Origin of the sequence: Pseudomonas sp. FFUP_PS_473 (genome assembly GCF_002858665.1) — a bacterium.
Lineage (GTDB): Bacteria > Pseudomonadota > Gammaproteobacteria > Pseudomonadales > Pseudomonadaceae > Aquipseudomonas > Aquipseudomonas defluvii.
In genome coordinates this window covers 20,043-44,156 of the sequence record NZ_PJQQ01000008.1, presented here as the reverse complement: position 1 = coordinate 44,156, position 24,114 = coordinate 20,043, and the positions used below count along the sequence as shown (strand labels likewise).

23 protein-coding genes and 1 tRNA gene are annotated in these 24,114 nt (G+C 59.2%); 14 read left to right on the top strand and 10 right to left on the bottom strand.

The features are described from left to right. Positions 1 to 50 precede the first annotated feature (50 nt). On the top strand, positions 51 to 914 hold the full coding sequence (locus tag CYD26_RS07485) for a LysR family transcriptional regulator (RefSeq protein WP_102052256.1): 864 nt from the start codon (positions 51 to 53) through the stop codon (positions 912 to 914). On the opposite strand, the gene CYD26_RS07480 is transcribed toward CYD26_RS07485, so the two are convergent. Continuing rightward, positions 888 to 2,054: an HPP family protein gene (locus CYD26_RS07480; protein WP_099774668.1), complete on the bottom strand. Its 1,167-nt coding sequence runs from the start codon at positions 2,052 to 2,054 to the stop codon at positions 888 to 890. The two genes, CYD26_RS07485 and CYD26_RS07480, sit on opposite strands and share 27 nt — an antisense overlap. Before the next feature lie 498 nt (positions 2,055 to 2,552). Here CYD26_RS07480 and CYD26_RS07475 point away from each other — a divergent pair, with 498 nt between their 5' ends. Next, positions 2,553 to 4,265, top strand: coding sequence for an amidase (locus CYD26_RS07475; RefSeq protein ID WP_102052255.1), 1,713 nt, complete (start codon positions 2,553 to 2,555; stop codon positions 4,263 to 4,265). Between the two features lie 219 nt (positions 4,266 to 4,484). Here the strand turns inward: CYD26_RS07475 and CYD26_RS07470 are convergent. Continuing rightward, positions 4,485 to 4,559, bottom strand: a tRNA-Gln gene (locus CYD26_RS07470). Between the two features lie 371 nt (positions 4,560 to 4,930). Then, complete coding sequence (locus CYD26_RS07465) at positions 4,931 to 5,443, bottom strand: GNAT family N-acetyltransferase (protein ID WP_065761197.1); 513 nt, start codon at positions 5,441 to 5,443, stop codon at positions 4,931 to 4,933. 292 nt (positions 5,444 to 5,735) lie between these two features. Between CYD26_RS07465 and CYD26_RS07460 the strand changes: the two genes are divergently transcribed. Continuing rightward, positions 5,736 to 6,470: a phytanoyl-CoA dioxygenase family protein gene (locus CYD26_RS07460; protein WP_102052254.1), complete on the top strand. Its 735-nt coding sequence runs from the start codon at positions 5,736 to 5,738 to the stop codon at positions 6,468 to 6,470. A gap of 8 nt (positions 6,471 to 6,478) precedes the next feature. On the opposite strand, the gene arsJ is transcribed toward CYD26_RS07460, so the two are convergent. From arsJ to CYD26_RS07440, 4 genes are all read right to left on the bottom strand, one after another. Beyond that, complete coding sequence (arsJ, locus tag CYD26_RS07455; RefSeq protein WP_065761199.1) at positions 6,479 to 7,699, bottom strand: organoarsenical effux MFS transporter ArsJ; 1,221 nt, start codon at positions 7,697 to 7,699, stop codon at positions 6,479 to 6,481. Between the two features lie 13 nt (positions 7,700 to 7,712). Next, on the bottom strand, positions 7,713 to 8,717 hold the full coding sequence (locus CYD26_RS07450; protein WP_102052253.1) for an ArsJ-associated glyceraldehyde-3-phosphate dehydrogenase: 1,005 nt from the start codon (positions 8,715 to 8,717) through the stop codon (positions 7,713 to 7,715). A gap of 111 nt (positions 8,718 to 8,828) precedes the next feature. Next, positions 8,829 to 9,545 (bottom strand): arsenical resistance protein ArsH, encoded by a 717-nt coding sequence (arsH, locus tag CYD26_RS07445; RefSeq protein ID WP_099774662.1) that lies wholly within the window; start codon positions 9,543 to 9,545, stop codon positions 8,829 to 8,831. Positions 9,546 to 9,618: 73 nt separating this feature from the next. Further along, complete coding sequence (locus CYD26_RS07440; protein ID WP_102052252.1) at positions 9,619 to 9,975, bottom strand: metalloregulator ArsR/SmtB family transcription factor; 357 nt, start codon at positions 9,973 to 9,975, stop codon at positions 9,619 to 9,621. A 360-nt stretch (positions 9,976 to 10,335) separates the two neighbouring features. On the opposite strand from CYD26_RS07440, the gene CYD26_RS07430 reads away from it, so the two are divergent. From CYD26_RS07430 to CYD26_RS07420, 3 genes are read left to right on the top strand one after another with little or no spacing between them, the layout of a single operon-like run. After that, positions 10,336 to 11,415, top strand: a complete 1,080-nt coding sequence (locus tag CYD26_RS07430; RefSeq protein ID WP_099774657.1) for an ArsO family NAD(P)H-dependent flavin-containing monooxygenase — start codon at positions 10,336 to 10,338, stop codon at positions 11,413 to 11,415. Positions 11,416 to 11,442: 27 nt separating this feature from the next. Then, positions 11,443 to 12,480 carry a permease gene (locus CYD26_RS07425; protein WP_102052251.1) on the top strand — a complete coding sequence of 346 codons (1,038 nt, stop codon included), beginning with the start codon at positions 11,443 to 11,445 and terminating at the stop codon, positions 12,478 to 12,480. A 19-nt stretch (positions 12,481 to 12,499) separates the two neighbouring features. Further along, on the top strand, positions 12,500 to 12,736 hold the full coding sequence (locus CYD26_RS07420) for a thioredoxin family protein (protein ID WP_102052250.1): 237 nt from the start codon (positions 12,500 to 12,502) through the stop codon (positions 12,734 to 12,736). A 138-nt stretch (positions 12,737 to 12,874) separates the two neighbouring features. On the opposite strand, the gene CYD26_RS07415 is transcribed toward CYD26_RS07420, so the two are convergent. Beyond that, positions 12,875 to 13,393, bottom strand: a complete 519-nt coding sequence (locus CYD26_RS07415) for an isochorismatase family protein (RefSeq protein ID WP_102052249.1) — start codon at positions 13,391 to 13,393, stop codon at positions 12,875 to 12,877. Between the two features lie 592 nt (positions 13,394 to 13,985). Here CYD26_RS07415 and CYD26_RS07410 point away from each other — a divergent pair. From CYD26_RS07410 to CYD26_RS07395, 4 genes are all read left to right on the top strand, one after another. Further along, positions 13,986 to 16,286 carry an Orn/Lys/Arg decarboxylase N-terminal domain-containing protein gene (locus tag CYD26_RS07410; protein WP_102052248.1) on the top strand — a complete coding sequence of 767 codons (2,301 nt, stop codon included), beginning with the start codon at positions 13,986 to 13,988 and terminating at the stop codon, positions 16,284 to 16,286. 80 nt (positions 16,287 to 16,366) lie between these two features. Then, positions 16,367 to 17,707, top strand: coding sequence for a putrescine-ornithine antiporter (gene potE / locus CYD26_RS07405; protein WP_102052247.1), 1,341 nt, complete (start codon positions 16,367 to 16,369; stop codon positions 17,705 to 17,707). A gap of 47 nt (positions 17,708 to 17,754) precedes the next feature. Next, entirely contained in the window at positions 17,755 to 18,660 is a 906-nt protein-coding gene (locus CYD26_RS07400) for an amino acid ABC transporter substrate-binding protein (protein ID WP_102052246.1), read from the top strand. 76 nt (positions 18,661 to 18,736) lie between these two features. After that, positions 18,737 to 19,375 (top strand): START domain-containing protein, encoded by a 639-nt coding sequence (locus CYD26_RS07395; RefSeq protein ID WP_099776659.1) that lies wholly within the window; start codon positions 18,737 to 18,739, stop codon positions 19,373 to 19,375. A gap of 11 nt (positions 19,376 to 19,386) precedes the next feature. Here the strand turns inward: CYD26_RS07395 and CYD26_RS07390 are convergent, their stop codons facing one another. After that, positions 19,387 to 19,887: an HPP family protein gene (locus CYD26_RS07390; RefSeq protein WP_099774643.1), complete on the bottom strand. Its 501-nt coding sequence runs from the start codon at positions 19,885 to 19,887 to the stop codon at positions 19,387 to 19,389. Positions 19,888 to 19,996: 109 nt separating this feature from the next. Between CYD26_RS07390 and CYD26_RS07385 the strand changes: the two genes are divergently transcribed. Beyond that, entirely contained in the window at positions 19,997 to 20,554 is a 558-nt protein-coding gene (locus CYD26_RS07385; RefSeq protein WP_099774641.1) for a TetR/AcrR family transcriptional regulator, read from the top strand. 16 nt (positions 20,555 to 20,570) lie between these two features. Here CYD26_RS07385 and CYD26_RS07380 read toward each other — a convergent pair whose 3' ends face one another. Then, complete coding sequence (locus tag CYD26_RS07380) at positions 20,571 to 21,452, bottom strand: LysR family transcriptional regulator (RefSeq protein WP_102052245.1); 882 nt, start codon at positions 21,450 to 21,452, stop codon at positions 20,571 to 20,573. Between the two features lie 99 nt (positions 21,453 to 21,551). Here CYD26_RS07380 and CYD26_RS07375 point away from each other — a divergent pair, with 99 nt between their 5' ends. Genes CYD26_RS07375 through CYD26_RS07365 form a run of 3 tightly spaced genes read left to right on the top strand, consistent with a single transcriptional unit; the run spans position 21,552 to position 24,097 of the window. Then, entirely contained in the window at positions 21,552 to 22,616 is a 1,065-nt protein-coding gene (locus tag CYD26_RS07375; protein ID WP_102052244.1) for an alkene reductase, read from the top strand. Positions 22,617 to 22,627: 11 nt separating this feature from the next. Continuing rightward, entirely contained in the window at positions 22,628 to 23,464 is an 837-nt protein-coding gene (locus CYD26_RS07370) for a pirin family protein (protein WP_102052243.1), read from the top strand. A 48-nt stretch (positions 23,465 to 23,512) separates the two neighbouring features. Then, a complete protein-coding gene (locus CYD26_RS07365; protein WP_099774635.1) occupies positions 23,513 to 24,097 on the top strand; it encodes an isochorismatase family protein in 585 nt (194 codons plus the stop codon). The last annotated feature ends 17 nt before the right edge of the window (positions 24,098 to 24,114 follow it).

The window sequence follows — 24,114 nt, the reverse complement described above, 5'->3', positions numbered from 1 at the left end:
CATGCCCGACAAAACCACTAGAATGGCCACCTTGCTGATCAGGTGCATTCATGGATATCGAGCTGGCCCGAACCTTTCTTGAGATCGTCCGTTGCGGCAGCCTGGCCTCGGCGGCCGAGCGCTTGCACGTCACACAGACCGCCATCACCGCCCGAGTGCAGAAACTCGAACAACAACTGGCCTGCCAACTGTTCGTGCGCAGCCGCAGCGGCGCGAGCCTTACCGCCGACGGCGAAGCCTTCGTGGTGTACGCCAACCAACTGGTGCAAACCTGGGAAGCCGCGCGCCGCGACCTGCCGCTGCCCGATGGCTGCCATCAGGTGCTGCACATCGGCGGCGAAGTCAGCCTGTGCAACCCACTGATGCTCAATTGGGTCAGTGCCCTGCAGCGGGAACTGCCAAACCATGCCGTGCGCTGTGAAGTCGGCGAGCGCAACAGCTTGCTGCAAGAGCTGGAGCTAGGGGTACTCGACGCGGTGCTGGTCTATCAGCCAAGCTACGGCCCGGGCCTGCAGGTCGAGCAACTGATGGAAGAGAAGCTGATCCGCATTCGCAAGGCCTGCACGCCCGAACCCTACGTCTACATTGATTGGGGCGATGTCTTCCGCCGCCTGCACGATGCAGCCTTGCCCGAATGCGCCCGCCCGGCACTGAGCTTCAACCTCGGCCCGATGGCCCTGCAGTACATACTCGAACACGGCGGAAGCGGCTATTTTCGCACACGCGTGGTACAAGCCTACCTGGACAGCGGCGTGTTCGAGCGCGTGCCGCAAGCGCCCGAATTCACCTACCCCACCTACCTGGTGTATGCCCGCGAACGCGACTCGCAGGTGCTGCAACAGGCGTTCAGCGTATTACGCGAAGTCGTCGCCCGCGACAATGACTGGTCACAACGCTGGGACCCGCAGATCTGAGCGCACCGTTGCCACTTTGCTGAGCAACTGACGCTTGAGCGCGGCAATCAGGTCGGTCTGGGTGATCACCCCTACCACCTGCTCACCGTCCAGCACCGGCAGGCAATGCAACCCTTGCTCACAGAGCAACGGCAGCAGCGTGACCGCCTGCTGCTGACTGCCGACACTGACCACACGCCGGCTCATGATCGTCTCGAGCCGCACCGGCTGACGCCGACCAAACAGCGCACGCCAACTGAACCGTTGCTGGGCCATGGCCGGGCCAATCAAATCACTCAGGCTGACAATCCCGACCAGGCGCTTCGTCTCATCGAGCACCGGCAAAGCCTTCACATGATGACCTGACAACTGCTGCCAGGCCTGCTCCAGCGTGGTGCCGGGCGTGGCGAACTGTACGTCCCGTGACATCACCCTGGCTGCGGTAATCCCGCCAAGGCTACGCTTCAACGCCTGCTGCTCGGTGGCCATGATGATTCGTTCCAGTTCATCACGGGTGACATCGACAAACTCGCCCAACGCTTCCAGCGCCTGATCCAGATCTTCGCCACTGACCCCTACCCGTTCACTCGGCAATGGGTCGAGGGTATGGTGCAAGTCCTTGCGCGGCGCAGCCGTCTTTGGGTAGCGCACCCCGGTTGCCCGGTTGTACAGCACCGCCACCAGCAACAGGCACAAGGCGTTGAGCAACACGGGCTCCAGGACCTGAACACCGAGTACAGCGAGCGAGGGGTCCGCCAATGCCAGGCTCACCGCCAGTGCCCCGCCCGGCGGATGCAGACAACGCAGCAGGCACATCAGCAGAATGGCCAACATCAGCGCCGAACTGGCGGCCAGCAGCCCGGGGCCGATCCAGTGGTGCAGCCCCAGCGCCACCAATGCAGCGATGACATAGCTACCGATCAGCGGCCACGGTTGTGACAACGCCCCGGAGTGCACCCCGAACAGCAACACGGCCGACGCCGCCAAAGGCCCCAGCAGATGCAGGGCCACCGCGCTGCCGAACAGCGCGCTGCACACCGTGCCCGCGAGCAAAACACCGAGCAACGCGCCAAGACCGGCGCGAAACCATTCTTTGGGGGGGATATTCAGCGTTGCCGGGGCAAGGCGCTGCAGCCAGTGACGCAGACCACGGGTAGACATGGGAGGAGCAAATACCTTTTGAAAAAACACGCACCGTCAATACCGAGCGATACACCTTGCGCAAGCAGCCATGCGGGGCAAAACTCGATTGCGCAGGGATTCTGAAGGAGATGAGTACGCTGGCGGTAATGCAAAAAAATGAGGGGAAACTGCATTATTTTTGAGGGGTGCGACGAGGGAGTGCCTCCCCCCCTTGAACCCTGGACGGGAATGGCAATGTGCTGATGGTTATCAGAACGTCACACTGACGTGCGTCACAGGCCGTATTGCAACCAATAACTGCCAGAACGTGCCGCTTCAATAGAAGTCGACCGTAGCAGCAAACCGTTACACTAACGCACCCGCTCCTGGTGTGTTGATAGACAGGACGCCCAAGCGCTTACCCGGCCCAGCGTGCAAGCCCGGCCCCTGCCGTGCAATGAGAACCGACATGAGACACCCTGTTCAGACAACTGACATCCCAGTATCCAATTCCCCGTGTGACGGAGCACCCGCAGCATGATCGAGGTAACCGAGGTTTCCATTGCCGACCTGCGTGCGGCGCTCGAATCCGGGCAGACAACAGCGGTCGCGCTCGTCCAGGCGTACCTCGCCAGGATCGACGCCTATGACGCCCCTGGCACAGCCACCGCGCTCAATGCAGTGGTGGTTCGCAACCCCGACGCACTCAAGGACGCGCAGGCTTCCGATGCCCGTCGGGCCAGGGGCGAAACCTTGGGGCCACTCGATGGCATCCCCTACACCGCCAAAGACAGCTATCTGGTCAAGGGTCTCACCGCCGCCTCTGGCAGCCCGGCATTTGCCGACCTGATTGCCTATCGCGACGCGTTCACCATTGAACGGCTGCGCGCCGCCGGTGCGATCTGCCTGGGCAAGACCAACATGCCGCCCATGGCCAACGGTGGCATGCAGCGTGGGGTCTACGGCCGAGCAGAGAGCCCGTACAACGCCGACTACCTCACCGCCCCCTTCGCATCGGGCTCATCGAACGGCGCCGGTACTGCCACCGCGGCCAGCTTCGCAGCCTTCGGCCTGGCCGAAGAGACCTGGTCGAGCGGGCGCGGCCCGGCCTCGAACAACGGCCTGTGCGCCTATACGCCTTCGCGTGGGGTGATTTCGGTGCGCGGCAACTGGCCACTGACGCCGACGATGGACGTTGTCGTGCCGTACGCCAGAACCATGGCCGACCTGCTCGAAGTGCTCGATGTGGTGGTCGCAGAAGATCCCGACACCCGCGGCGATCTGTGGCGGATGCAGCCCTGGGTGCCGATTCCGAGTGTCGCCTCGGTTCGTCCTGCCTCCTACCTGTCGCTTGCCGCGAAGCATGAGGCACTGGCTGGCAAGCGGCTCGGCGTTCCCCGCATGTACATCAATGCAGACCCCGAAGCGGGCACTTCTGAGGCCCCCGGCATCGGTGGCCCGACCGGGCAGCGCATCAATACCCGCCCGTCAGTGATTGCGCTCTGGGAAGACGCACGCAAGGCACTCGAAGCCGCCGGGGCTGAAGTGATCGAAGTCGATTTCCCGCTGGTCTCCAATTGCGAGGGTGATCGCCCAGGGGCGCCGACCGTGTTTACACGAGGCCTGGTGTCCAAAGAGTTCCTGCATCACGAACTGTGGGATCTGACCGCCTGGGCGTTCGATGACTTCCTGCAGGCCAACGGTGATCCGAAATTGAACCGTCTGGTCGATGTGAACGGCCCACTGATCTTCCCCCACGACCCGGGTACCCTGCCCAACCGCGAGGGCGACCTTGCCGCTGGCATGGACGAATACGTGCGAATGGCCGAGCGCGGGATTACGCCGTGGGACAAGATCCCGACCGTGCCAGACGGGCTGCGTGGGCTTGAAAAGACCCGCAAGATCGACCTCGAAGACTGGATGGAACGGCTTGGCCTGGATGCGGTGATCTTCCCGACAGTAGCCGACGTTGGGCCGGCAAATGCCGATGTCGACCCTGAAGCTGCAGACATTGCCTGGAGCAACGGCGTATGGGTCGCCAACGGCAACCTCGCCATCCGCCACCTCGGGGTTCCAACCGTCACCGTACCAATGGGCGTGATGAAGGACATCGGTATGCCCGTGGGGCTGACCTTCGCTGGGCGTGCCTATGACGATTCAAACTTGTTGCACCTTGCTTGCGCGTTTGAATCGACCGGGAACAAACGAATGATCCCACCACGCACACCACCACTGTCGGCTGGCCAGTAACCGAAATGCCGGGATTGGGGCAGTAAAGGCCCCGATCCCGGCCATCAAACGCACGGCACAGGAACAAGACAGTGGGCCAATCGGTGCTATGCCAGAGACGTTACATGGAGGTAAATATTGCTGATTCAGGAAACACTAGATCGCACTTCCCGACAAGACGAACACCCTGAACTCGAGCAGAATCTGCGCGCTGAGCCATACGTGGATGCTGATAGAAAATGGCAGGGGCGGCTGGATTCGAACCAACGCATGGCAGGATCAAAACCTGCTGCCTTACCGCTTGGCGACGCCCCTGTATCTGTTGCTACGAGTGCCATGACTCGATTGATGATTCTGCAGCTTGCGAACCAGCGCCGCTGCAGGAATGTGCGAAATTTATCAACTTTCGCGCTGTATGGGAAGCCTCAAAAACAAAAAAATCGGTTTTAAAACAGCAATTTACTGTCTCACCGCCAAGAGCCCCCAATCAGGCTACCGTCATTCCTCGTTTGCTTGCGGCAATGTCGCCTAGAGGCATCGCCCAGGACGGGCTCCTTGCGAACCCGCGAAATGCGTGCAGAAACTAAATTCCAGCACGGTAGAAATCAAACTGAAAACACCTCGATTTCATGAAGATTTCATTACCTGGCCGAAGGTTAGCAGTGCTTTCAGTACCCTACGCGTACTCAGTGCACCACGCGCGGTAGCAGGAAGCTCAACAGTTCGGGGTCATCATCCGGCTCGATAGCCTGAACCGCGCGCGGCAGGTGCTCCATGACTGAACCCCAGAATGCCGCTGCGGCTTCATCCTGATAGTAGTAACGCACCAGCCAGGCATGCTCCGCACTCATCAGCATCTGGGCCGCTACAGCACGCCCGATGCCTTTACGGCGGTACTTTTTCAGAATGAACAAGTCCGCCAGTTCCAGGGCATCGATACCGGGTAAGTCACTGCGCTCGATCAGCAGAAAACCGGCAATGAAACCGTCGACCAGCAACAGGTTGGCGCTCCACTGCGGCTCTTGCCAGTAGCGCTGCAGGTGCTCATCGTGGATATAGAAGCGACCGTCCAGTTCAACGTCTTCCTGCTCCCAGTCCGAGGACTCGTAGGCATAGAACTGGTAAAGGTTACGCACCAGTTCGATTTGATCAGGGCTGGCCTGCACCAGTTCAAGGGTGATGTCAGTCGTCGAAGGCATGGGAAGCTCAAAGAGAAAATACTAATGGCGGCCGCAGGCAGCGGCCGTTTTGCGCGCGCTATTGTTTATAAAAAAAGGCGAGAATGCTACCGGTGATCCGTGCAGTTGCTAAGGATCATGCGGTTGGTGTTGCAACGCCATCACCGTCAAGGTCCTGCTGGCACACCTGACTGATCGTCGTAGTGGGCTCGCAAACGCTGCGCTGAGTCATTGGCCGGTTTTGTCGATTGCTTTAGTCTAGCGCCGGGCCACCCTGCAAGACGCGTTGGTGGCGGTGAGAACTGAGGACGCTATGACTGACCGCGAACAGCTTCATCGAGAGGGTTATGTGCTGCTCCGCCGTGCAATCCCGACCGAGTGGTTGGATGACCTTCGTGCCGTTTTCGATGCGGGCGTGATTCCGTCGGACCAATGGCCAGTGCCACGTGGCATGGACTGGCGTCACTCGCTGCTGGACACCGACCCGAAGGTTCAGGCGGTGTGTCGTCTGCCGCAGGTACTGACGGTGGTTGGCGAGCTGATTGGAGAACGGTTCTTCCTCGCACAGGTCGAGGGTCGCGAACCCCTTGCAGGTGGCGGCCATCAGCAACTGCACCGCGACTTGTCGGCGCAACGACTAGGCGACATCGTCGGCGCTTTAGCTTATTTCGACGATTATGGCCCTGAGAACGGCGCAACCCGTATCGTCCCCGGCAGCCATCGCCCCGAGCACGGAGCGCCGCCGTTCGACTTCAACGACGAATCCAGATCTGTGCAGCTTTCAGGCGCTGCAGGTGACATTCTGGTGTTTGATGTCGATCTGGTGCATGCCGCCAGCCTGAACGCAATCGGCGCACGCCGTCGCACCCTGCTGATCAGCTATTTTTCTGAGCGTCTGTACGCGTCGCACCTGGAAACAGTGGGCCTGCGAAATGTACGGATGGACACGAGCGATCGATTCGATCCTTCGGATTTAGCCTTCGTTGGGTATGACGATGGTGGTCATTCTGTACGCTCAACCGACCCAAGCGTGGTTCAGGCCGGTTGATTGAATCGTTAGTGCACAATCGCGTGCCGAGGCAAGGCCACGGAAATCAGTGCGGCCAACAGGACGAATGCGGTGGAAACCCACAAGCACGCCTCCAGCCCGTAACGCTGATAAATCCAGCCCGACAACACAGTGCCCAGTAATCGTCCCATTGCATTGGACATATAGTAGAAGCCTACGTCCAAGGACACCCCGTCTTCCTTGGCGTAGGAAACGATCAGGTAACTGTGCAGCGACGAGTTCACGGCAAACAGTGCGCCAAACACCAGGAGGCCGCCCAGCAGCACAAGTTGCGGAGAGCCGCCCGCCGAGAGTCCCAGGGCAATGGCCGCAGGCAGGCCTGCCAACAGCCCCGCCCAAACGAAGGCAGCCCGCCCATCAGGAACGTGGCCGCGTTTCTTTCCTGTGATGTTTGGAGCCAGCGATTGGATAATGCCGTAGCCGATCACCCAGGCAGCCAGGAATCCGCCCACCTGCCAGAAATCCCAGCCAAACACGCTACTCAGGTAGACCGGCAAGGCCACCACGAACCACACATCGCGGGCACCAAAGAGGAACATTCGCGCTGCCGAGAGGATATTGATTGCCCGGCTCTTGGACAGGATGTCGCGGAACTTTGGCTTTCCTTTGGCCCTGCCAAGATCTTTCTTCAGCAAGAACAGGCTAGCTAGCCAGATCAACGCCAAGACCGCCGCCATGACCAGTACTGCGCTTTTGAAGTCCATCAGCGCGAGCAATGCGCCGCCTAGGAAGAAGCCAACGCCCTTCAATGCGTTCTTCGAGCCGGTAAGGATCGCTACCCACTGGTAGAGCGTGCCTTGTTGACTGTCGGGCACCAGGAGTTTTATTGAACTCTTGGCGCTCATCTTGTTGAGGTCTTTGGCAATCCCCGACATTGCCTGGGCACCCATCACCCAAGGGATGGTCAGCCAAGCCGCAGGTACGGCAAGCATCAACAACGCCGCAACCTGGAGCCCCAGACCAATGTTCATGGTGCGATTCAGACCCACCCGGGCGCCAAGGTAGCCACCCAACAGATTGGTAATGACCCCGAAGATCTCGTAGAACAGGAACAGGAACGCAATCTGCAACGGGCTGTAGCCCAACGCATGGAAGTGCAACACCACCAACATGCGCAGTGCACCGTCGGTGAGCGTAAAGGCCCAGTAATTACCGGTGACCAGCAGGTACTGGCGCACCTGCGGGGAGAGGGCTGACAGCGCGTGCATGATCACTCTCTTCTCAGCCTACCAAACCGACCAGCCTGGCCAGCTCGACAGCACGGTTGGCGTACCCCCACTCGTTGTCGTACCAGGCGTAAATCTTCACCTGGGTGTCATTGACCACCAAGGTCGAGAGCGCATCAATGATCGAGGAGCGCGGGTCGGTGCGGTAGTCGATGGACACCAGCGGGCGTTCTTCATAGCCCAGGATATTTTTCAGCGGGCCCTCTGCGGCCGCTTTAAGCAACGCGTTGACCTCATCCACGGAGGTAGCGCGCTCGACTTCGAACACGCAATCGGTAAGCGAGGCGTTGGCCAGCGGCACGCGCACGGCATGGCCGTTCAGCTTGCCGCGCAGCTCAGGGAAGATCTCGGCAATCGCGGTGGCAGAACCCGTGGTCGTCGGGATCAGGCTCATGCCCGAGGCACGGGCGCGACGCAAATCCTTGTGCGGCTGATCAAGGATGCTCTGGGTGTTGGTCAGGTCGTGAATAGTGGTGATCGAGCCGTGGCGAATCCCCAGATTTTCATGGATCACCTTGACCACCGGGGCCAGGCAGTTGGTGGTACAGGAGGCTGCGGTCACGATACGGTGCAATGACGGGTCGAACAGGTGTTGGTTAACCCCCATGACAACGTTCAGCGCGCCGCTTTCCTTGACCGGCGCGCACACAACCACACGCTTCACACCCTGATCCAGGTAGGCCTGAAGTACCGCAACGGTTTTCATCTTGCCGCTGGCTTCGATGACCAGATCGCAACCCGACCAGTCGGTGTCGGCAATCGCCTTGTTGGCGGTCACCTTGATCCGCTTGCCGTCAATCACAACCTGATCACCCTCGGCGCTCGCTTCGTGGCACCAGCGGCCATGCACCGAATCGAAGTTGATCAGGTGCGCATGCGTTGCTGCGTCGCCTGCCGGATCGTTGATCTGCACGAACTCAAACTCAGGCCAGCTCCAGGCTGCACGCAAGGCAAGACGACCGATGCGACCGAAACCGTTGATACCTACTTTTATACGCATGTGTTTGTTCTCTTGAAGCAACGGCCTGCAGGCAGTTACGACGTGACGATGTCGGACTTGTTGATGCCGTTGATAATGACGTACGGGCATTACGAAACAGTAACGAACCCTTCAAATGGCGCGTTGATTGACACGCCTGGAGAGTTCTTCTGCGGACTCCTTTCGCTCGGAATAACGGTCGACCAAATAGTCGGAGCGCTCACGCAACAGCAGGGTGAATTTCACCAGTTCTTCCATCACATCCACGACGCGGTCGTAGAACGTCGACGGCTTCATACGGCCCTCTTCGTCGAATTCCAGGTAGGCCTTGGGTACCGACGACTGGTTCGGAATGGTGAACATGCGCATCCAGCGTCCGAGTACGCGCAACTGATTGACCACGTTGAAAGACTGAGACCCTCCACTGACTTGCATCACGGCCAGGGTCTTGCCCTGGGTCGGACGCACGGCGCCCATGGCCAGCGGTACCCAGTCAATCTGCGCCTTGAACACGGCAGTCATCGCACCGTGACGCTCAGGTGAGCACCAAACCTGCCCCTCCGACCACTGCATCAGCTCGCGTAGTTCCTGCACCTTGGGATGGTTGTCCGGAGCATCGTCAGGCAAGGGCAGACCGGATGGATTGAAGATCCGCGTTTCGGCACCGAAGTGCTCCAGCAAGCGAGCGGCTTCCTCCGTCAGCAAGCGGCTAAACGAGCGCTCGCGGGTCGAGCCGTACAGAAGCAGGATGCGTGGTTTGTGCGTGGCCAACAGGGTACTGCCAAGCTTATCGGGAGTCGGCAGTTCGACCAGTTCAGCATTAAGGTTGGGGAGATGTTCTTCAGTCACGGATTGACTCCTGAGCAAGTGCGCCCTGCGGGCTATCTCATAAAAGCCGAGCACAGCTCGGGCAAGCGTTGACTCAACAGCAAGCAGAAAGGCGCTGTGGGCGGTCACCCATCACGTCAAGGCGCTTGGCGTCGGGGCTGAGCCAACGCTGGTTGGCGTCAAGGGTGCTCTTGAGCACAGCGATCACCCAGGCCGGGAGGTTGGGATGCAGGCGGTAATAAACCCATTGCCCCTGCCGACGATCCTCAAGCAAACCGCAATTGCGCAGCTGTGCCAGATGACGGGAAATCTTGGGCTGGCTTTCATCGAGCGCACAGGTGAGCTCACAAACGCACAGCTCTTGCTCACGAGCAATGAGCAACACCAGGCGAACGCGGGTCTCATCGGCCAGGCATTTGAATACGGTGGTTGGCGTCAGGGGGTCAGCCATAGGGGTCTCGACGTTTGGTTTTCACCAGCACAAACCTCTTGATATGTTCATGGCTGTCGTGAAGAGGATGGCGGTAAGCATCGGGCTTGGCGCTCATTACCAAGTTCAGGGGCTTATATGGTTAAACGAATATATGATTTTTCAAATATACAGTAAAGCGCCACCTTCGTTTCCTGGCTGGTTGGCGAGTCAAGAGGCCTGTGGTTTGCACGAAACGCAAAACGCATAGCAGTCATGGCCATCTGCAAATGCACTTTTTTCGCCTGATAATCGCAATGGCTTTGTGAGCCAGATCAGTTGGCGTCAAAACGGAGTCGCTATACTAAGCACCGCCCCGCATCGACTCCAGGCTCCCCTCCCATGGCTCATCCGCTTAGCAGTCAACTAGACATCGTCATCATCGGTGGGGGCCAATCAGCCTTGGCTGTAGCGTATTTCCTGCGCCGCACCCAACTTTCTTTCGTCATCCTCGACGCAGAGGAAGCGCCAGGAGGCGCCTGGCGTCATGGCTGGAACTCACTGCGCCTGTTCTCACCGTCCACCTGGAGTTCAATCCCCGGCTGGATGATGCCCCCCACGCAAGATGGCTACCCGACACGAAATCATGTGATCGGGTACCTCAACCAGTACGAGCAGCGGTACCAGTTTCCGGTCGAGCGCCCAGTGCAGGTCTCGCGTGTGGAGCGTACAGCGTCTGGCTTGCGAGTACACGCTGACGACAGGCATTGGGATGCCAAGGTTGTCATCAGCGCGACAGGTACCTGGAGCAACCCTTACATTCCTCACTACCCCGGTGCCGAACAGTTCGCTGGGCGGCAGTTGCACTCTGCGCACTATGTTGAAGCACATGCATTTGCGGGCAAGAAAGTGCTGGTGGTGGGCGGCGGTAATTCCGGGGCGCAGATTCTGGCAGAAGTTTCCAAGGTCGCCGAGACCACATGGGTAACCCCTGCTGAACCGGTGTTTCTGCCTGACAATGTTGATGGGCGGGTACTTTTCGAGCGTGCGACTGAGCGATTGAAAGCTCAACAGGAGGGGCGTGTCATTGACCAACCCGTCGGCGGGTTGGGCGACATCGTCATGGTGCCTCCCGTTGTCGAGGCTCGTGAGCGTAACGCTCTCAGATCTGTACGCCCTTTTGAACATTTCACTCGCAACGGCGTGAGGTGGGCCGATGGAACTGAATCTGCCGTGGATGTGGTGATCTGGTGTACCGGATTCAGGCCAGCCCTGCAGCATCTGAATGGACTTGGCGTAATCAATGCCGAAGGCCGCGTTGACGTCGAAGGCACTCACTCGACCCAAGAACCGAGGCTATGGCTGGTCGGCTATGGCGAGTGGACAGGTTCGGCTTCTGCCACGTTGATCGGCGTAACACGCAGCGCACGTAGCACCGTCAACGAAATTTCAGCCTTTCTTGGCCATTCGTCCGTGGTCTAGTGCGTCTGCACCCTGGGAGTCGTGTGCATGAACGAAGTAATTGTGCGCTGGCCTGAACGTAACCCCCGCCTCTTTTTGGCAGTGGCCGCGTCTGTCTGGTTCGGACTGTATGAGGCCCTGATTCCTGCGTCCGAAGCGTTGGTCGCAACGCTTCCGGTTGATCGCAATAGCCACCTTGGCGGCGCCTTACAGTTTTTCTTCTACGACACACCCAAAGTGCTGATGCTGCTGACCGGCATTGTGTTCTTGATGGGCATGATCAACTCCCACTTCACGCCTGAGCGCACCCGCGCAATGCTGGCGGGACGCAGCGAGGGGATGGCCAATGTCATGGCCGCGTCACTTGGTGTGTTTACTCCATTTTGCTCCTGCTCAGCCGTTCCTCTATTCATAGGTTTTGTTCAAGCGGGCGTGCCACTAGGGGTGACGTTCTCTTTCCTCATTTCCGCGCCTATGGTGAATGAGGTAGCGCTGACACTGTTGCTTGGCCTGTTCGGCTGGAAGATCGCACTGCTGTACCTGGGCTTGGGTTTGTTTATTGCGGTTGTCGCAGGTTGGGTCATTGGACGCCTGAAAATGGAGGCCTATCTGGAGGACTGGGTTCGTGAAATGCCCAAAATCCAGGCAACCGCCGGTGACACGAGTATGCCGCTGTATGAGCGGATAAATGCCGGGTTTAGCAGCGTACGTGAAATCGTTGGGAGAGTATGGCCTTACATCCTTGCCGGTATTGCCATTGGCGCAGGCATTCACGGGTATGTGCCTGAGGATTTCATGGCCAGCTTCATGGGCAAGGAAGCCTGGTGGTCGGTTCCGCTCGCGGTACTTATCGGCATCCCCATGTACACCAATGCTGCAGGCATCATCCCGATTGTGCAGGCACTGCTCGCAAAGGGCGCGGCGCTGGGCACTGTGCTGGCCTTCATGATGAGTGTCATCGCCCTCTCCCTTCCGGAGATGGTGATCTTGCGCAAGGTGCTGAAACCTTGCTTGATAGCCACCTTCACTGGGGTCGTCGGCGTCGGCATTCTCATCGTCGGTTACCTCTTCAACTTCGCGCTTTAATCCACGTATTGAGGTTTTTATGAAAGACATCAAGGTTCTGGGTAGCGGTTGTGCCAAATGCAAATCAACAGTAGCCATCATCGAACAGGTGGCGAGCGCGACAGACATCCCGGTGAAGCTGGAGAAGATCGAAGACATGCAACAGATCGTCAGCTACGGGGTTATGTCCACGCCCAGCGTCGTGATTGATGGAAAGGTTGTTCACTCAGGGGGCGTCCCCTCCCGTGACAAGGTCGAACAGTGGCTCAGCGCTTGAGGTAGGCAGCCACTGCGTTACCTGTGCGCATACGCGCACAGGTAGTTCCCGCATCAATACACCACCTACTTGGGCCCTAGTCGCCGAGGCCGTTATCGACTCACTCGGTAGCACATTCTGTAGAGCCGTTAATGCAATCTAAAAGTGCCAGTCCTCGGCATCGACAACACGACAGAATGCCCCCGCCAGTGTTGCATTGTGGTGCGCGACGATCATCTCGGCCGTCAATGCCGGGGTATCGCTGCAGGTGTGACCATCAGCAATCAACACCGTATCAAACCCACTATCTCGCGCCGCGCGGCAAGTACTGTCGACGCAATACTGGGTTTTCATCCCGGTAATGACCACGCCCTCTGAGCCGCACACCCGCAACCGGGCGGCCAAGTCCGTCATGGCGAAGGCACTGGGTCGGTATTTCTCAAAGATGATTTCGTCGCCGTGTAGCACCAGTTCCTGAACCAGTGCTGTCAACGGGCTGCCCGGCTCGATAGGCGAGCCAGCCGGGCCGACATGACGCGCCAGAAAAACCGGCGCACCCGCCTTCCGGGCTTTGCTCAACAGGCTGTTCAGTGTGCTCAGCAGCGCCTCGCCACGCCACGGCTTGTCAGGGCCGTGAAAAAGCCCAACCTGCATATCGAGAATCAAGAGTGCATGCATGCTGCGTTTCCTTACATTGAGCCAGCGACACAAGGGCAAAAAAAAGACCCTGTCCATCGCTGACGGGGCCTCTAGGGTTCGTACGCTTACTGGCTCACGACACCGCTCACGCCCCGCCTCTGGCGGTCGTGGTAGTGGTTGTCGAGGTAACACGTGATTGACTCATAACGTTGACCCTATCGACTCCCGACGTGGCTGGCAAGTGACCTTGAAGTTCTGTGGATGAAATCGACAGCGTGCAGCCTCGCTATTCATCATTTCGACAAAACATTACCTGCCCACCAATATGATCTATAACCAATAACACGGCGGCTTTGGGTCGGAATCTGGGCGACCTGCGGCCCCATGAAGGCCCAGCGCTACTTGCGCAACAACTGTACGGCCGAGGTGCTCAAACGGCACGTGGCAGACGTCGACGGTCACATCGCCGCCTAAGGCGCCTTACCCTATACGCCTGGCGTGCTCTGTGCAGTACCTGGGGAAGTAGAGTGCGGAGTATTGTTGAAACAGGACGGTGGACGCACTCGCGCTTACGGCTACGTGCTCAAGACTTGACGCTACACACGCTATCCACCCTCAAGGAGCCTTCCCGATGAGTCAATCGCAAACGCGCTTACCCGCCGACATGGTTCAACGCTTCCCCGTCCTGATCGTGATCAATGCCAAGGGGCACGACGACAGCATCATCGTGCGCAGCGCCCACGCCATTGCTGAAGCGCTGCATGAACATGAACTCGGGGTGGAGCTGGTGGGGTCGCTCGATGAGGCAGAGATCGCCATCAGTGCCAACTCAACTTACAGCTGCGCCATTATCGGCTGGGGGCTATGCGACGCGGCACCAGAACAGGCGCTGCGACTGATTCGCCTGATCCGGCGACGCACCGCACAGTTGCCGATCATGCTGGGCCTGAGCCAAGCGACCCAAGGCCAGATTCCGCTGGCGTTCTTCGAGCACATCGACGGGATTATCTGGCAACCTGAAGACAGCCCTCAATTCATCGCCGGACGCATCGAAACGGCTGCCCGTCGCTACCTCGACAGCATCCTGCCGCCGTTCTTCGGTGCCCTGGTCAATTTTGCCGGCACCCATGAGTACTCCTGGCATACCCCGGGCCATACCGGCGGCACGGCGTTCATGAAGACCGCCGTCGGACGTAGCTTTCTCGAATTCTATGGCGAGCAAATGCTGCGTTCAGACCTCAGCGTCTCGGTTGGCGAGCTAGGCTCGCTCAACGACCATTCCGGCCCGGTGGACGAAGCAGAAAAATACGCCGCGCGGGTGTTTGGTGCCGACTACACCTTCTTCTCGATGGGCGGCAGTTCAGCGAGCAACCAGATGGTCTTGCACGCTGCCGTGACCGACGGCGATGCAGTACTGGTCGACCGTAATTGCCATAAATCGCTGAACTATGCGCTGAACATGTCCGGTGCGGTACCGCTGTACTTGCGCCCACGCCGTAATGCACGCGGCCTGATCGGCCCTGTACCGCGCAGCGAACTGACACCGGCAGCCGTGGCCCAGAAACTCGCCGACAGCCCCTTGGCAACCCACAAGCAGGCACGCCCGGTATTGGCCGTGCTGACCAACTCGACCTACGACGGCCTGTGCTACAACGTGCAGGTCACCACCCGAGAGCTGAGCCAGAGTGTCGACCGCATCCACTACGATGAAGCCTGGTTCGCCTACGCGCGTTTCAACACACTCTATGAAGGACGCTATGGCATGCACCGTGGCGAGCGCCATGCCGATGATGCGACAGTCACCGTCACCCACTCGACCCACAAACTGCTGGCCGCGCTGTCACAGGCGTCGATGATCCACATCCGCTCAGGCAAGGTGCCGGTGAAGCCGGCACTGTTCAACGAAGCCTTCATGATGCACACCTCGACGTCGCCGCAATACAGCATTATCGCGTCGATCGATGTCTCGTCGAAGATGATGGACGATGCCGGCGAGTACCTCACCGACGAATCGATCAGCGAGGCCATTGCCTTCCGCCAGGCCATGGTGCGCCTGAGCAACGAACTGCGTGAGCGCGATCCCGGCGACTGGTGGTTTGGCGTCTGGCAACCGGATGAGGTCAACGGCGTGCCCTTTGCCGAGATCGACCCCGATGCGCTACACCGAGGCGATGCCTGGGTGCTCAAACCAACGGCCAGTTGGCACGGGTTCGGCGACCTGGGTGACGACTACTGCATGCTTGACCCGATCAAGGTCACGGTGCTTACGCCCGGTCAGACACTCGAAGGCGCAATGGAGCCCAGCGGTATCCCGGCCCCCTTGGTCTCGACCTTCCTCGCCAGTCGTGGAACCGTGGTGGAAAAGACGGAACCTTACTCGATACTGCTGCTGTTCAGCATCGGCGTGACCAAAGGCAAATGGGGCACGTTGGTCGCTGGCCTGATGGAGTTCAAGAGGCACTACGACAACAATTCGCCGCTGGAACAGGTACTGCCCGACCTGGTCGCCAGCCATGGTGATCGCTATCGCGACATGGGGCTGAAGGACCTTGCCGAGCAGATGCACCAGGACATGCTTGCCTCGAAAATGCTGCACAACATGGATGCTGCCTACACCCTGCTACCTGACCCGGTGGCCTCCCCGCGCGCCACCTACGCCAGGCTGGTTCGTGGCGAAATAGAGCAGATTGCCGTACGCGACATGCTTGATCGAACGGTCGCGGTGCAGATCGTTCCCTATCCACCGGGCATCCCGCTGATGATGCCGGGAGAGAAAGCCGGTGCCGACAAAAAGGCCATCGTCGATTACTTGCTGGCAATGGAGCTGTTCGATGGTCACTTTCCGGGTTTCGAGCATGACAACCATGGCATCGAAATCGTGCGTGATGGCCAGGGGCGGCCAACCTACAAGGTGTATGTGGTCAAACAATAGCGTTTAGCCCCCTCCCCTGCGGCCTGCAGTAAACCGCCGGAATCAGGGTCAGTGCTTTTGAGAGCGTAAGGAGTTTTCAGATGGCTGATTCAAGCAAGAAAATGAGCCTCGTGGGGCTGACCACTCTGGTAACGGTCAACATGATGGGCTCCGGCATCATCATGCTGCCCACAAGCATGGCCCAACTCGGCGCAGTATCACTGTTGTCATGGCTAGTGACCGCTGTTGGGTCCATGGCCATCGCCTACTGCTTTTCCCAATGTGGCATTTTCTGCGCACGATCAGGCGGATTGTCTGCCTATACCGAAGAGGCGCACGCAAAGTCTGGGTTCTTCCTCTGTTCGTATCTGTACTTCCTGTCGCTGGCCATCGCCAACGTCGCCGTCGCCATTTCCGCAGTGGGTTACATGACCTCATTCGTACCCTGGCTGGGCAGCGGCGCCATTCCGTTGTTCATCGGTACCGTGGGCCTGCTCTGGTTGACCACCCTGGCCAACTTTGGCGGGCCCAGCATCACCGGCAAGATCGGTGCAGTCACCGTCTGGGGCGTGATCATCCCGGTGGCAGGCCTGTGCATCATCGGCTGGTTCTGGTTCAAGCCTGACGTGCTGGCCGCGGCCTGGAACCCTAACAGCCTGCCGATCTCCGAGGCAGTGAGCAAAGCCATTCCCTTGACCCTGTGGGCATTTCTGGGCATGGAGTCGGCCGCGCAGGCCTCCGATGCGGTGGAAGACCCCAAACGTACAGTACCGCTGGCCTGCCTGTTCGGCACCCTGGGGGCTGCGGTGGTGTATGTGCTCTCGACTACCGTCATCCAGGGCATCATCCCCAACGCTGAACTGGCCAACGCGTCAGCGCCTTTCGCACTCGTCTATGCGCACATTTTCAACCCTACGGTCGGCAACATCATCATGGCGCTGGCAGTGATGGCGTGCGTGGGCTCGCTATTGGGGTGGCAGTTCACCCTGGCGCAAACGGCCAAGATGACCGCCGACCAGAGCATGTTCCCGAAACTGTTCAGCAAGGTCAGTGCACGGAATGCACCGATCATCGGCATGATCGTCTGCGGCGTACTGCAGACCCTCATGGCCCTGTCGACCATTTCGCCCAATGCCAGTGCCCAGTTCAGCAAACTGGTCAACCTGGCGGCAGTGACCAACCTGATTCCCTACGTGACAGCGCTCACCGGGCTGCTGGTCATGATGTACAAGGCCAAGGCTTCATCAGCAGTCAACACACGCAATACCGCTGTGCTGCTGGTTGCAGTGGCCTATTCGTTGTACGCCCTCTATGCCTGCGGGAGAGACGCCGTGTTCGGTGGCACTCTGGTGTTGGCCTTCGGTTACCTGCTCTACGGCTTCCTCGCCAAACGTTTTGTCAATGAGCCTCAAACCGCCCAGGCCAGGGCCGGCAATCCTTAGGCGTTGCTGTCAGGACTGCAAAGACATCTGAACACGGGGAACAGGATATGAACGTACAGTCAACCAAACCCGCAAGCCTGCTGATGACCTGCTTGCTTGCGCTGATGCCGGTCGTGGCCAGCGCGAACACCCTGGAGCGCGTTCGCGCCAACAACACCTTTAACCTGGGCTACCTGCCAGACTACGCACCGTTCAGCAGCATGGAGGGCGACAAGGTCGGCGGTTACGCCATCGACCTGTGCCTGAAAATCGCCGACAAGGTCAAGGCCGAACTGGGGCTGACCTCGCTGCAAGTGCACTACCAGCCCATCAACATCATCGAGGCCACCAGCGCCGTCAGCTCGGGCAAGATCGACATCCTCTGTACGCCAACACCGGCGACACTGGAACGGCGTAAAACCGTGAGCTACTCAATACCGGTCTACACCGCCGGGCTTTCCGTGGTCGTGCGTGACAACGCCAATGAGGCGTTACTCAATGTGCTCAATGGCAAGGTGGCCCACAGCGGGCCGACCTGGCGCGCCACCGTCAACCGTGGTCTCGCCAACCAGACCTTCGTCACCACCGGTGGCGGCGTCTCCGAGGCGTGGATACGCGAGAAAATGCGCTTGCTCGGCGTAGTTGCCACACTGATCACGGTCAAGGACAACGACGAAGGGATAAAACTGGTCGCCGATGGCAAGGCCGATGCGTTCTTCTCTGAACGGATGTCGCTCAAAACCCATGTCGCCGCCGATTACCCGGGCGCAAAGCTGATGATACTGGACCGTATCTTTGAATTCGCACCCGTCTCATTGATGGTGGAGCGCGGCGATGAAAACTTCCGCTTGCTGGTCGATACCACACTCAGCGAAATGTACCGTTCCGGCGAAATCGAACAGGCCTACGACAAGTACCTGGGAGGCGCCGGCGAGACGGCCAAAAAACTCTTCAAGGTGTATGCCCAACCCTAGAACCGGAGACTCACAGCAGCGGAGCGGCTCAACGTGCTAGTACCCAGGGAGTCTGACCATGAACCTACTCCCAGCGATGGCCACGGGCCTGTTGCTCATGCTGGGCTTGTGCCGCCCAACGCTGGTCAGCGCCGAGGACTGGCAACTGGCCGCAAACGAGGACGGCATCCAGGTCTACCTGAGCAACGTGCCGGGCTCTCCCTACCAGCGCTTTCGTGGCGTAGCGCTGATCAAGGCCAGCGTGGCCACCCTCAGCGACCTGCAGGAAAACCTGCGGGTCGCCTGCAAATGGCTATACGCCTGCGCAGACATGCGCCTGTTGAAAGTCGAAGGCGATGACACCTGGGTTTACCTCACCACCGCCCTGCCATGGCCGGCCAATACCCGCGACATCGTACTCAAGGTACACACTGAGCGTACCGACGACGGCGCAGTCATACGCCACCTCAGCGCCGTGCCTGGCATGGTGCCTGGCGTACCGGGCCAGACCCGGGTGCGCAAGCTGAGTGGCCTATGGAAAATGGTGCCCAAAAGCGACAGTGAAACGGAGGTGACTTACCAACTGCAAGCCGATCCTGCAGGGGATATTCCTTCATGGCTGGCCAATCAGTTCGTCATCGACGCCCCGATGATTACCCTGAGAACACTACGCGCTGTCGCCGAACGGCAAGGCCTCCACCCGGCCTCGACCGACAGCAGCGAACCTCGCAACTGAGCACAGTCGGCCTATAGCCAGTACTTCGGATAACTGGAACGGCTACGGGCGTTGTTCAAGCACCAGGCAACGGCAACGATCACGATTGAGCCGGCCAATACCGGCGTGAGCAGAAAACTGAAAGGCGCACCGGCTGCCAAAACCACCAATGGATTCCCGCCTGCCGGAGCATGCAATGTGCGCGTGTGTTGCATCGCTACCAGCGCCAGGCCCACGGCCAGCGCACCGGCCCACCACGAATTCCCCAACGTGTGAAGTACCAGCAACCCGACCAGTGTCGATACCAGGTGCCCACCGATGATGCTGCGCGGCTGGGCCAAGGGTGACTCCGGCAACCCGAAGGCGAGTACACAGCTTGCACCAAAGGACGCCATCAACCAGGGTGCTCCAGACACATGGCTAAGCCAGCCTGTGGCACCAATCGCGATAACCGCACCAATGAATGACAACAGGCTGAAATGCAGCGAAGGCGCGGGGGGCGCACTCGATTTGAGGATGGGGCCGATGGGCATCGTAGCAACTCCAGAAAGGCTTTAGACCGCGCAAAAGATACCGATCGGTATACATGCATGTCAACCGATCGGTGTACACTACGTCCAGTACCCCAGGAGGCCAGAACACATGAGCACATCCCAGACCATCACCGCGTCGGCCTTGCGCTTGTTTTACCGCCAGGGCTACCACGCCTCCGGCGTAGAGCAACTGAGCCAGGTGGCCGGGGTCACCAAGAAAACGCTGTATCGGCATTTCCCGAGCAAAGAACACCTGATCGACGCCGCGCTACAGCTTCGCCATACCGAATTCATGGCGCAGATGAAGGCAGCGCTAGAGGCAGCGCCTGGCCCGCTGCGACCACTGGCCTACATCGACTTCATTGCCGCTTGGGCGCAAGGGCCAGACTTTTTTGGCTGTGCCTTTATCAACGCCGCTGCTGAATACAGTGACCAGCGCGAAACACCTCACCAACTGGCAAAGCAACATAAGCAACAGGTGCTCGCCTACCTGGAAACGATCTGTACCGAGGCACAGCTCAAGCAACCGTCTGTGGCTGCGATGCAGCTTTTCGTGATCGGTGAGGGGCTGATCGTCACGTGCCAGGTCAATGGGGCTTCGACGGCATTCATCGCGGCAGCACGAGAGATGGTTGCGGGGATGCAAATGCCTGCCAAGCCTCTATGAAGCGCGCCTAAGACGCTCAGGCGGTTTCGAGCTTGTCGCGCAAAAACTCGATAAACCGTTGAGTCTTGGCTGGCAACAGCCGTGTCTCGGTCAGTGCGTAGACCGATACCGGTGACGCTTGCCACTGCGGCAGAACTTTTCGCAGTGCCCCACTGGCCACATCCTGTGCGGCAATACCCTCCGGCAGCAAGGCAATGCCCAGGTCCAAGGATGCCAGGCGCCTGAGCATCCCCACACTGTTGAGTGCGAATCGCCCTCTTACGTCCACGTGCTCATTACCGGCCTCGCTGGACAGCGTCCAGCGGTCGGCACCTAATCCGCGCATCCGTAGACATTCATGGTTGATGAGCTGGGAGGGATGGTCCGGCTCACCAGAACGCTCAAGGTATCTGGGTGAGGCGTACAGGCAACGTTGCAGGCTTGCGAGTTTACGCGCAATCAGGTTTGAGTTGGGCGGCTCGCCCATACGGATGACAACGTCCACAGGCTCACTGACGAGGTCCACCTGACGTGGCGTCAGATCGAACTCGAAGCTGATGCCGGGATACAGCCGGGCAAACTCGGCAATCAATGGCGCCAGGTAGATGTTGGCGAAGTCTACCGGCAGTGAAGCTCGCAACAAGCCGCCAGGGCGGGCCAGCATCTCGCCCAACTGCTCATGGGCCAAGCGGGCCTCGTCGACGATGCGCTTGCAGCGCTCGAAGTAGAGCTGACCGGCTTCGGTTAGCTCGATCCTGCGAGTCGTGCGATGGAGCAGGCGCAAGCCAATCTGCTTTTCCAGGCCGCTGATGCGCCGCGAGAGCGTCGAGTTCGGCATGCCCAAGGACTCCGCCGCCCCGCGGAAACTGCGCATCTTCACGACCTCGACGAACAAGGCCATGTCATTGAGATATTCCAAATGATTGCTCCATCAGTGGATCAGTTATTTCAATTTTACCGGATTTATCCCGTATTCGGATTGATCCATCATGGCTCCATCACCACTGAGGAGCCCCAAATGAACGCTCTGTTTTCCGAAGTCCAAGTAGGTCGCTACACGCTCTCCAACCGCATGGTCATGGCCCCCATGACACGCTCGCGCGCTGACGATGCGGGTGTGCCGAAGGATCTGGTCGCCACCTACTATGCACAACGGGCAAGTGCCGGGCTGATCATTTCTGAAGGCGTGTTTCCCGTTGCACTCGGCAAGGGCTATGTCCGTACGCCTGGTATTGAAACCGCCGAACAGGTCGCCGCCTGGAAGAAAGTCGCTGAAGCCGTACACGCTCGCGGTGGCCGCATCTTCATGCAACTGATGCATTGCGGTCGTGTTTCACACCCGTCGTTGCTGGCTGACGGAGCTCAACCGCAGGCGCCTTCTGCCATTAAGGCGGCGGGTCAGACCTACACTGCCACGGGGTTGCAAGACTTCGTCACACCGCACGCACTGACCGTTAGCGAGATTGCCGCTGTTGTCGAAGGCTACCGCCAAGCCGCGCGCCGCGCGATTGAAGCCGGGTTCGACGGCGTAGAACTGCACGCCGCCTCGGGTTATCTGCCTGAACAGTTTCTGTCGACCGGCAGCAACCAGCGCGATGACCACTATGGCGGTTCGGTTGAGAATCGAGTCCGTTTCGTATTGGAAGTGATTGGCGCCCTGATAAGTGAAGTGGGCAGCGACCGTGTGGGTATCAAGATTTCCCCCGAGATGAACTTTAACGACATCGTCGATGCCAATCCGCAGGAAACCTACACCTATCTGGTCAAGCAGCTTGGTGGTCTGAACCTGGCCTACCTGCACGTGGCACTGTTCGGCGCCACGTTCGACTACCACGCGGCATTGCGCCCTCTGTTCGGCGGCAGCTACCTGATTGGCAGCGGCCTCAATAAAGACAGCGCCGAATCGTTGATCGCTACCGGCAAAGCGGATGCCGCTGTATTCGGCGGCGCATTCCTCGCCAACCCCGACCTGCCTGATCGCTTCCGTGCAGGCGCCGAGTTGAATCTGCCAAACAAGGACACCTTCTACGCACCGGGCGCTGAAGGCTACATCGACTACCCAACCCTGTCCCAAGGGGCCTGAGGAGCACTGTCATGCAACCCATCGCCCGCTTGCAGCGTATGAATCACGGCAGCCAGTTCAGAGCATTCAGCCTCCGTGGCGACCTGTATGCGAAACCGATCGATCCGTTCCTGGGGGTAGATCATGCCTGGATGAGTGGGCCGACATTCCCCGCCCATCCTCATGCGGGCTTCTCGGCAGTGTCTTACCTGTTTCTGGACTCGGAAACCGGTATCGACAACCGCGACGCCTTGGGCAATCGCAACCTGATTCAACCGGGTGGCCTGCACTGGACGGCGGCGGGTAACGGTGTGGTGCATGAAGAGGTTCCAGCCGAACCAGGCAAGACGGTTCACATGCTGCAAATTTTCATCAACCTGCCGGAGGACAAACAGGCAGGCGCGCCTTTTGTCTTCAGCCTGGAAGCGCAGGACGTGCCTGTTGTCCGCCTGGCAGGCGCTAACGTTCGAGTGCCCCTCGGAAGCTTTGCGGACGCAGTGTCACCCCTGTCACTCCCTACGGACGTCCGGCTGCTGGATATCGCCCTTGAGCACGGATGCGAGGTGCAGATTCCCGTTCCAGAAGGGCACGTCGCATTCGTGATGCCGATTGACGGGGAGATTCATGTCGATGGTCATGCCTTTGACCTGACTGACCCGAAAGCCCCGGTAAACCTGCCGCATGGGCCGGATCGACTGGTTACGTTGCACGCAAAAAACGGACACGCGAAAGCCGTGGTGTTTTCGGGTACTCCGTTGAATCAACCGGTGTATTGGCAAGGCCCTCTTGCCCTTGCTTCGCCAGAGGCGCTGGCCAAGGCGGTAGACGACTACCGGCGCGGTGCCTTTGGAACACTGCACGCTCGTTGACCCCACCACTGGGTGTTGTACCCACCTGTAACGATTAGGAGAATCACCATGAAGTACGAAAAGTTCAGCGCTGACAATGCCGCCTTCCTGCTGATTGATCATCAGGTCGGCACTATGGGCTGGGCCAAGTCCATGCCCTTTGACGAGCTGAAACGCAACGCCCTGATGCTTGCCAAGGCCGCACGCATTTTGAAGATGCCTGTCGTGTTGACATCAAGCATGGAAGCATATGCACAAGGCCCGTTGCTGAGCGAATTGGAACAGATCCTTCCCTCGGCGTTTGCCGCCCGCGTAAAACGGCTGGGTATCGTGAACGCGATGGATGACGAAAACTTCGCTGCTGCGGTGAAAGCTACAGGTCGCAATAAGCTCATCATCGCGGGCGTAACCAATGACGTGTGCACCGTATACCCAGCACTGACGTTGGTACGGGAAGGTTATGAAGTCCAGGTAGTCGCCGATGCAGGCGCCTCGCCAACGGCAATGGCCGATGACATCGCATTGCGCCGGATGGACAAGGCCGGTGTAACACTCACCACCACCAACCAGTTGATTGCCGAACTGGCAGGTAGCTGGGCAACCCCAGAAGGTGGAGAGCTGGTTCAAGTACTCATGGAATCCTTCGGCAGCTAGAGGGCTTTTCAGGTGTT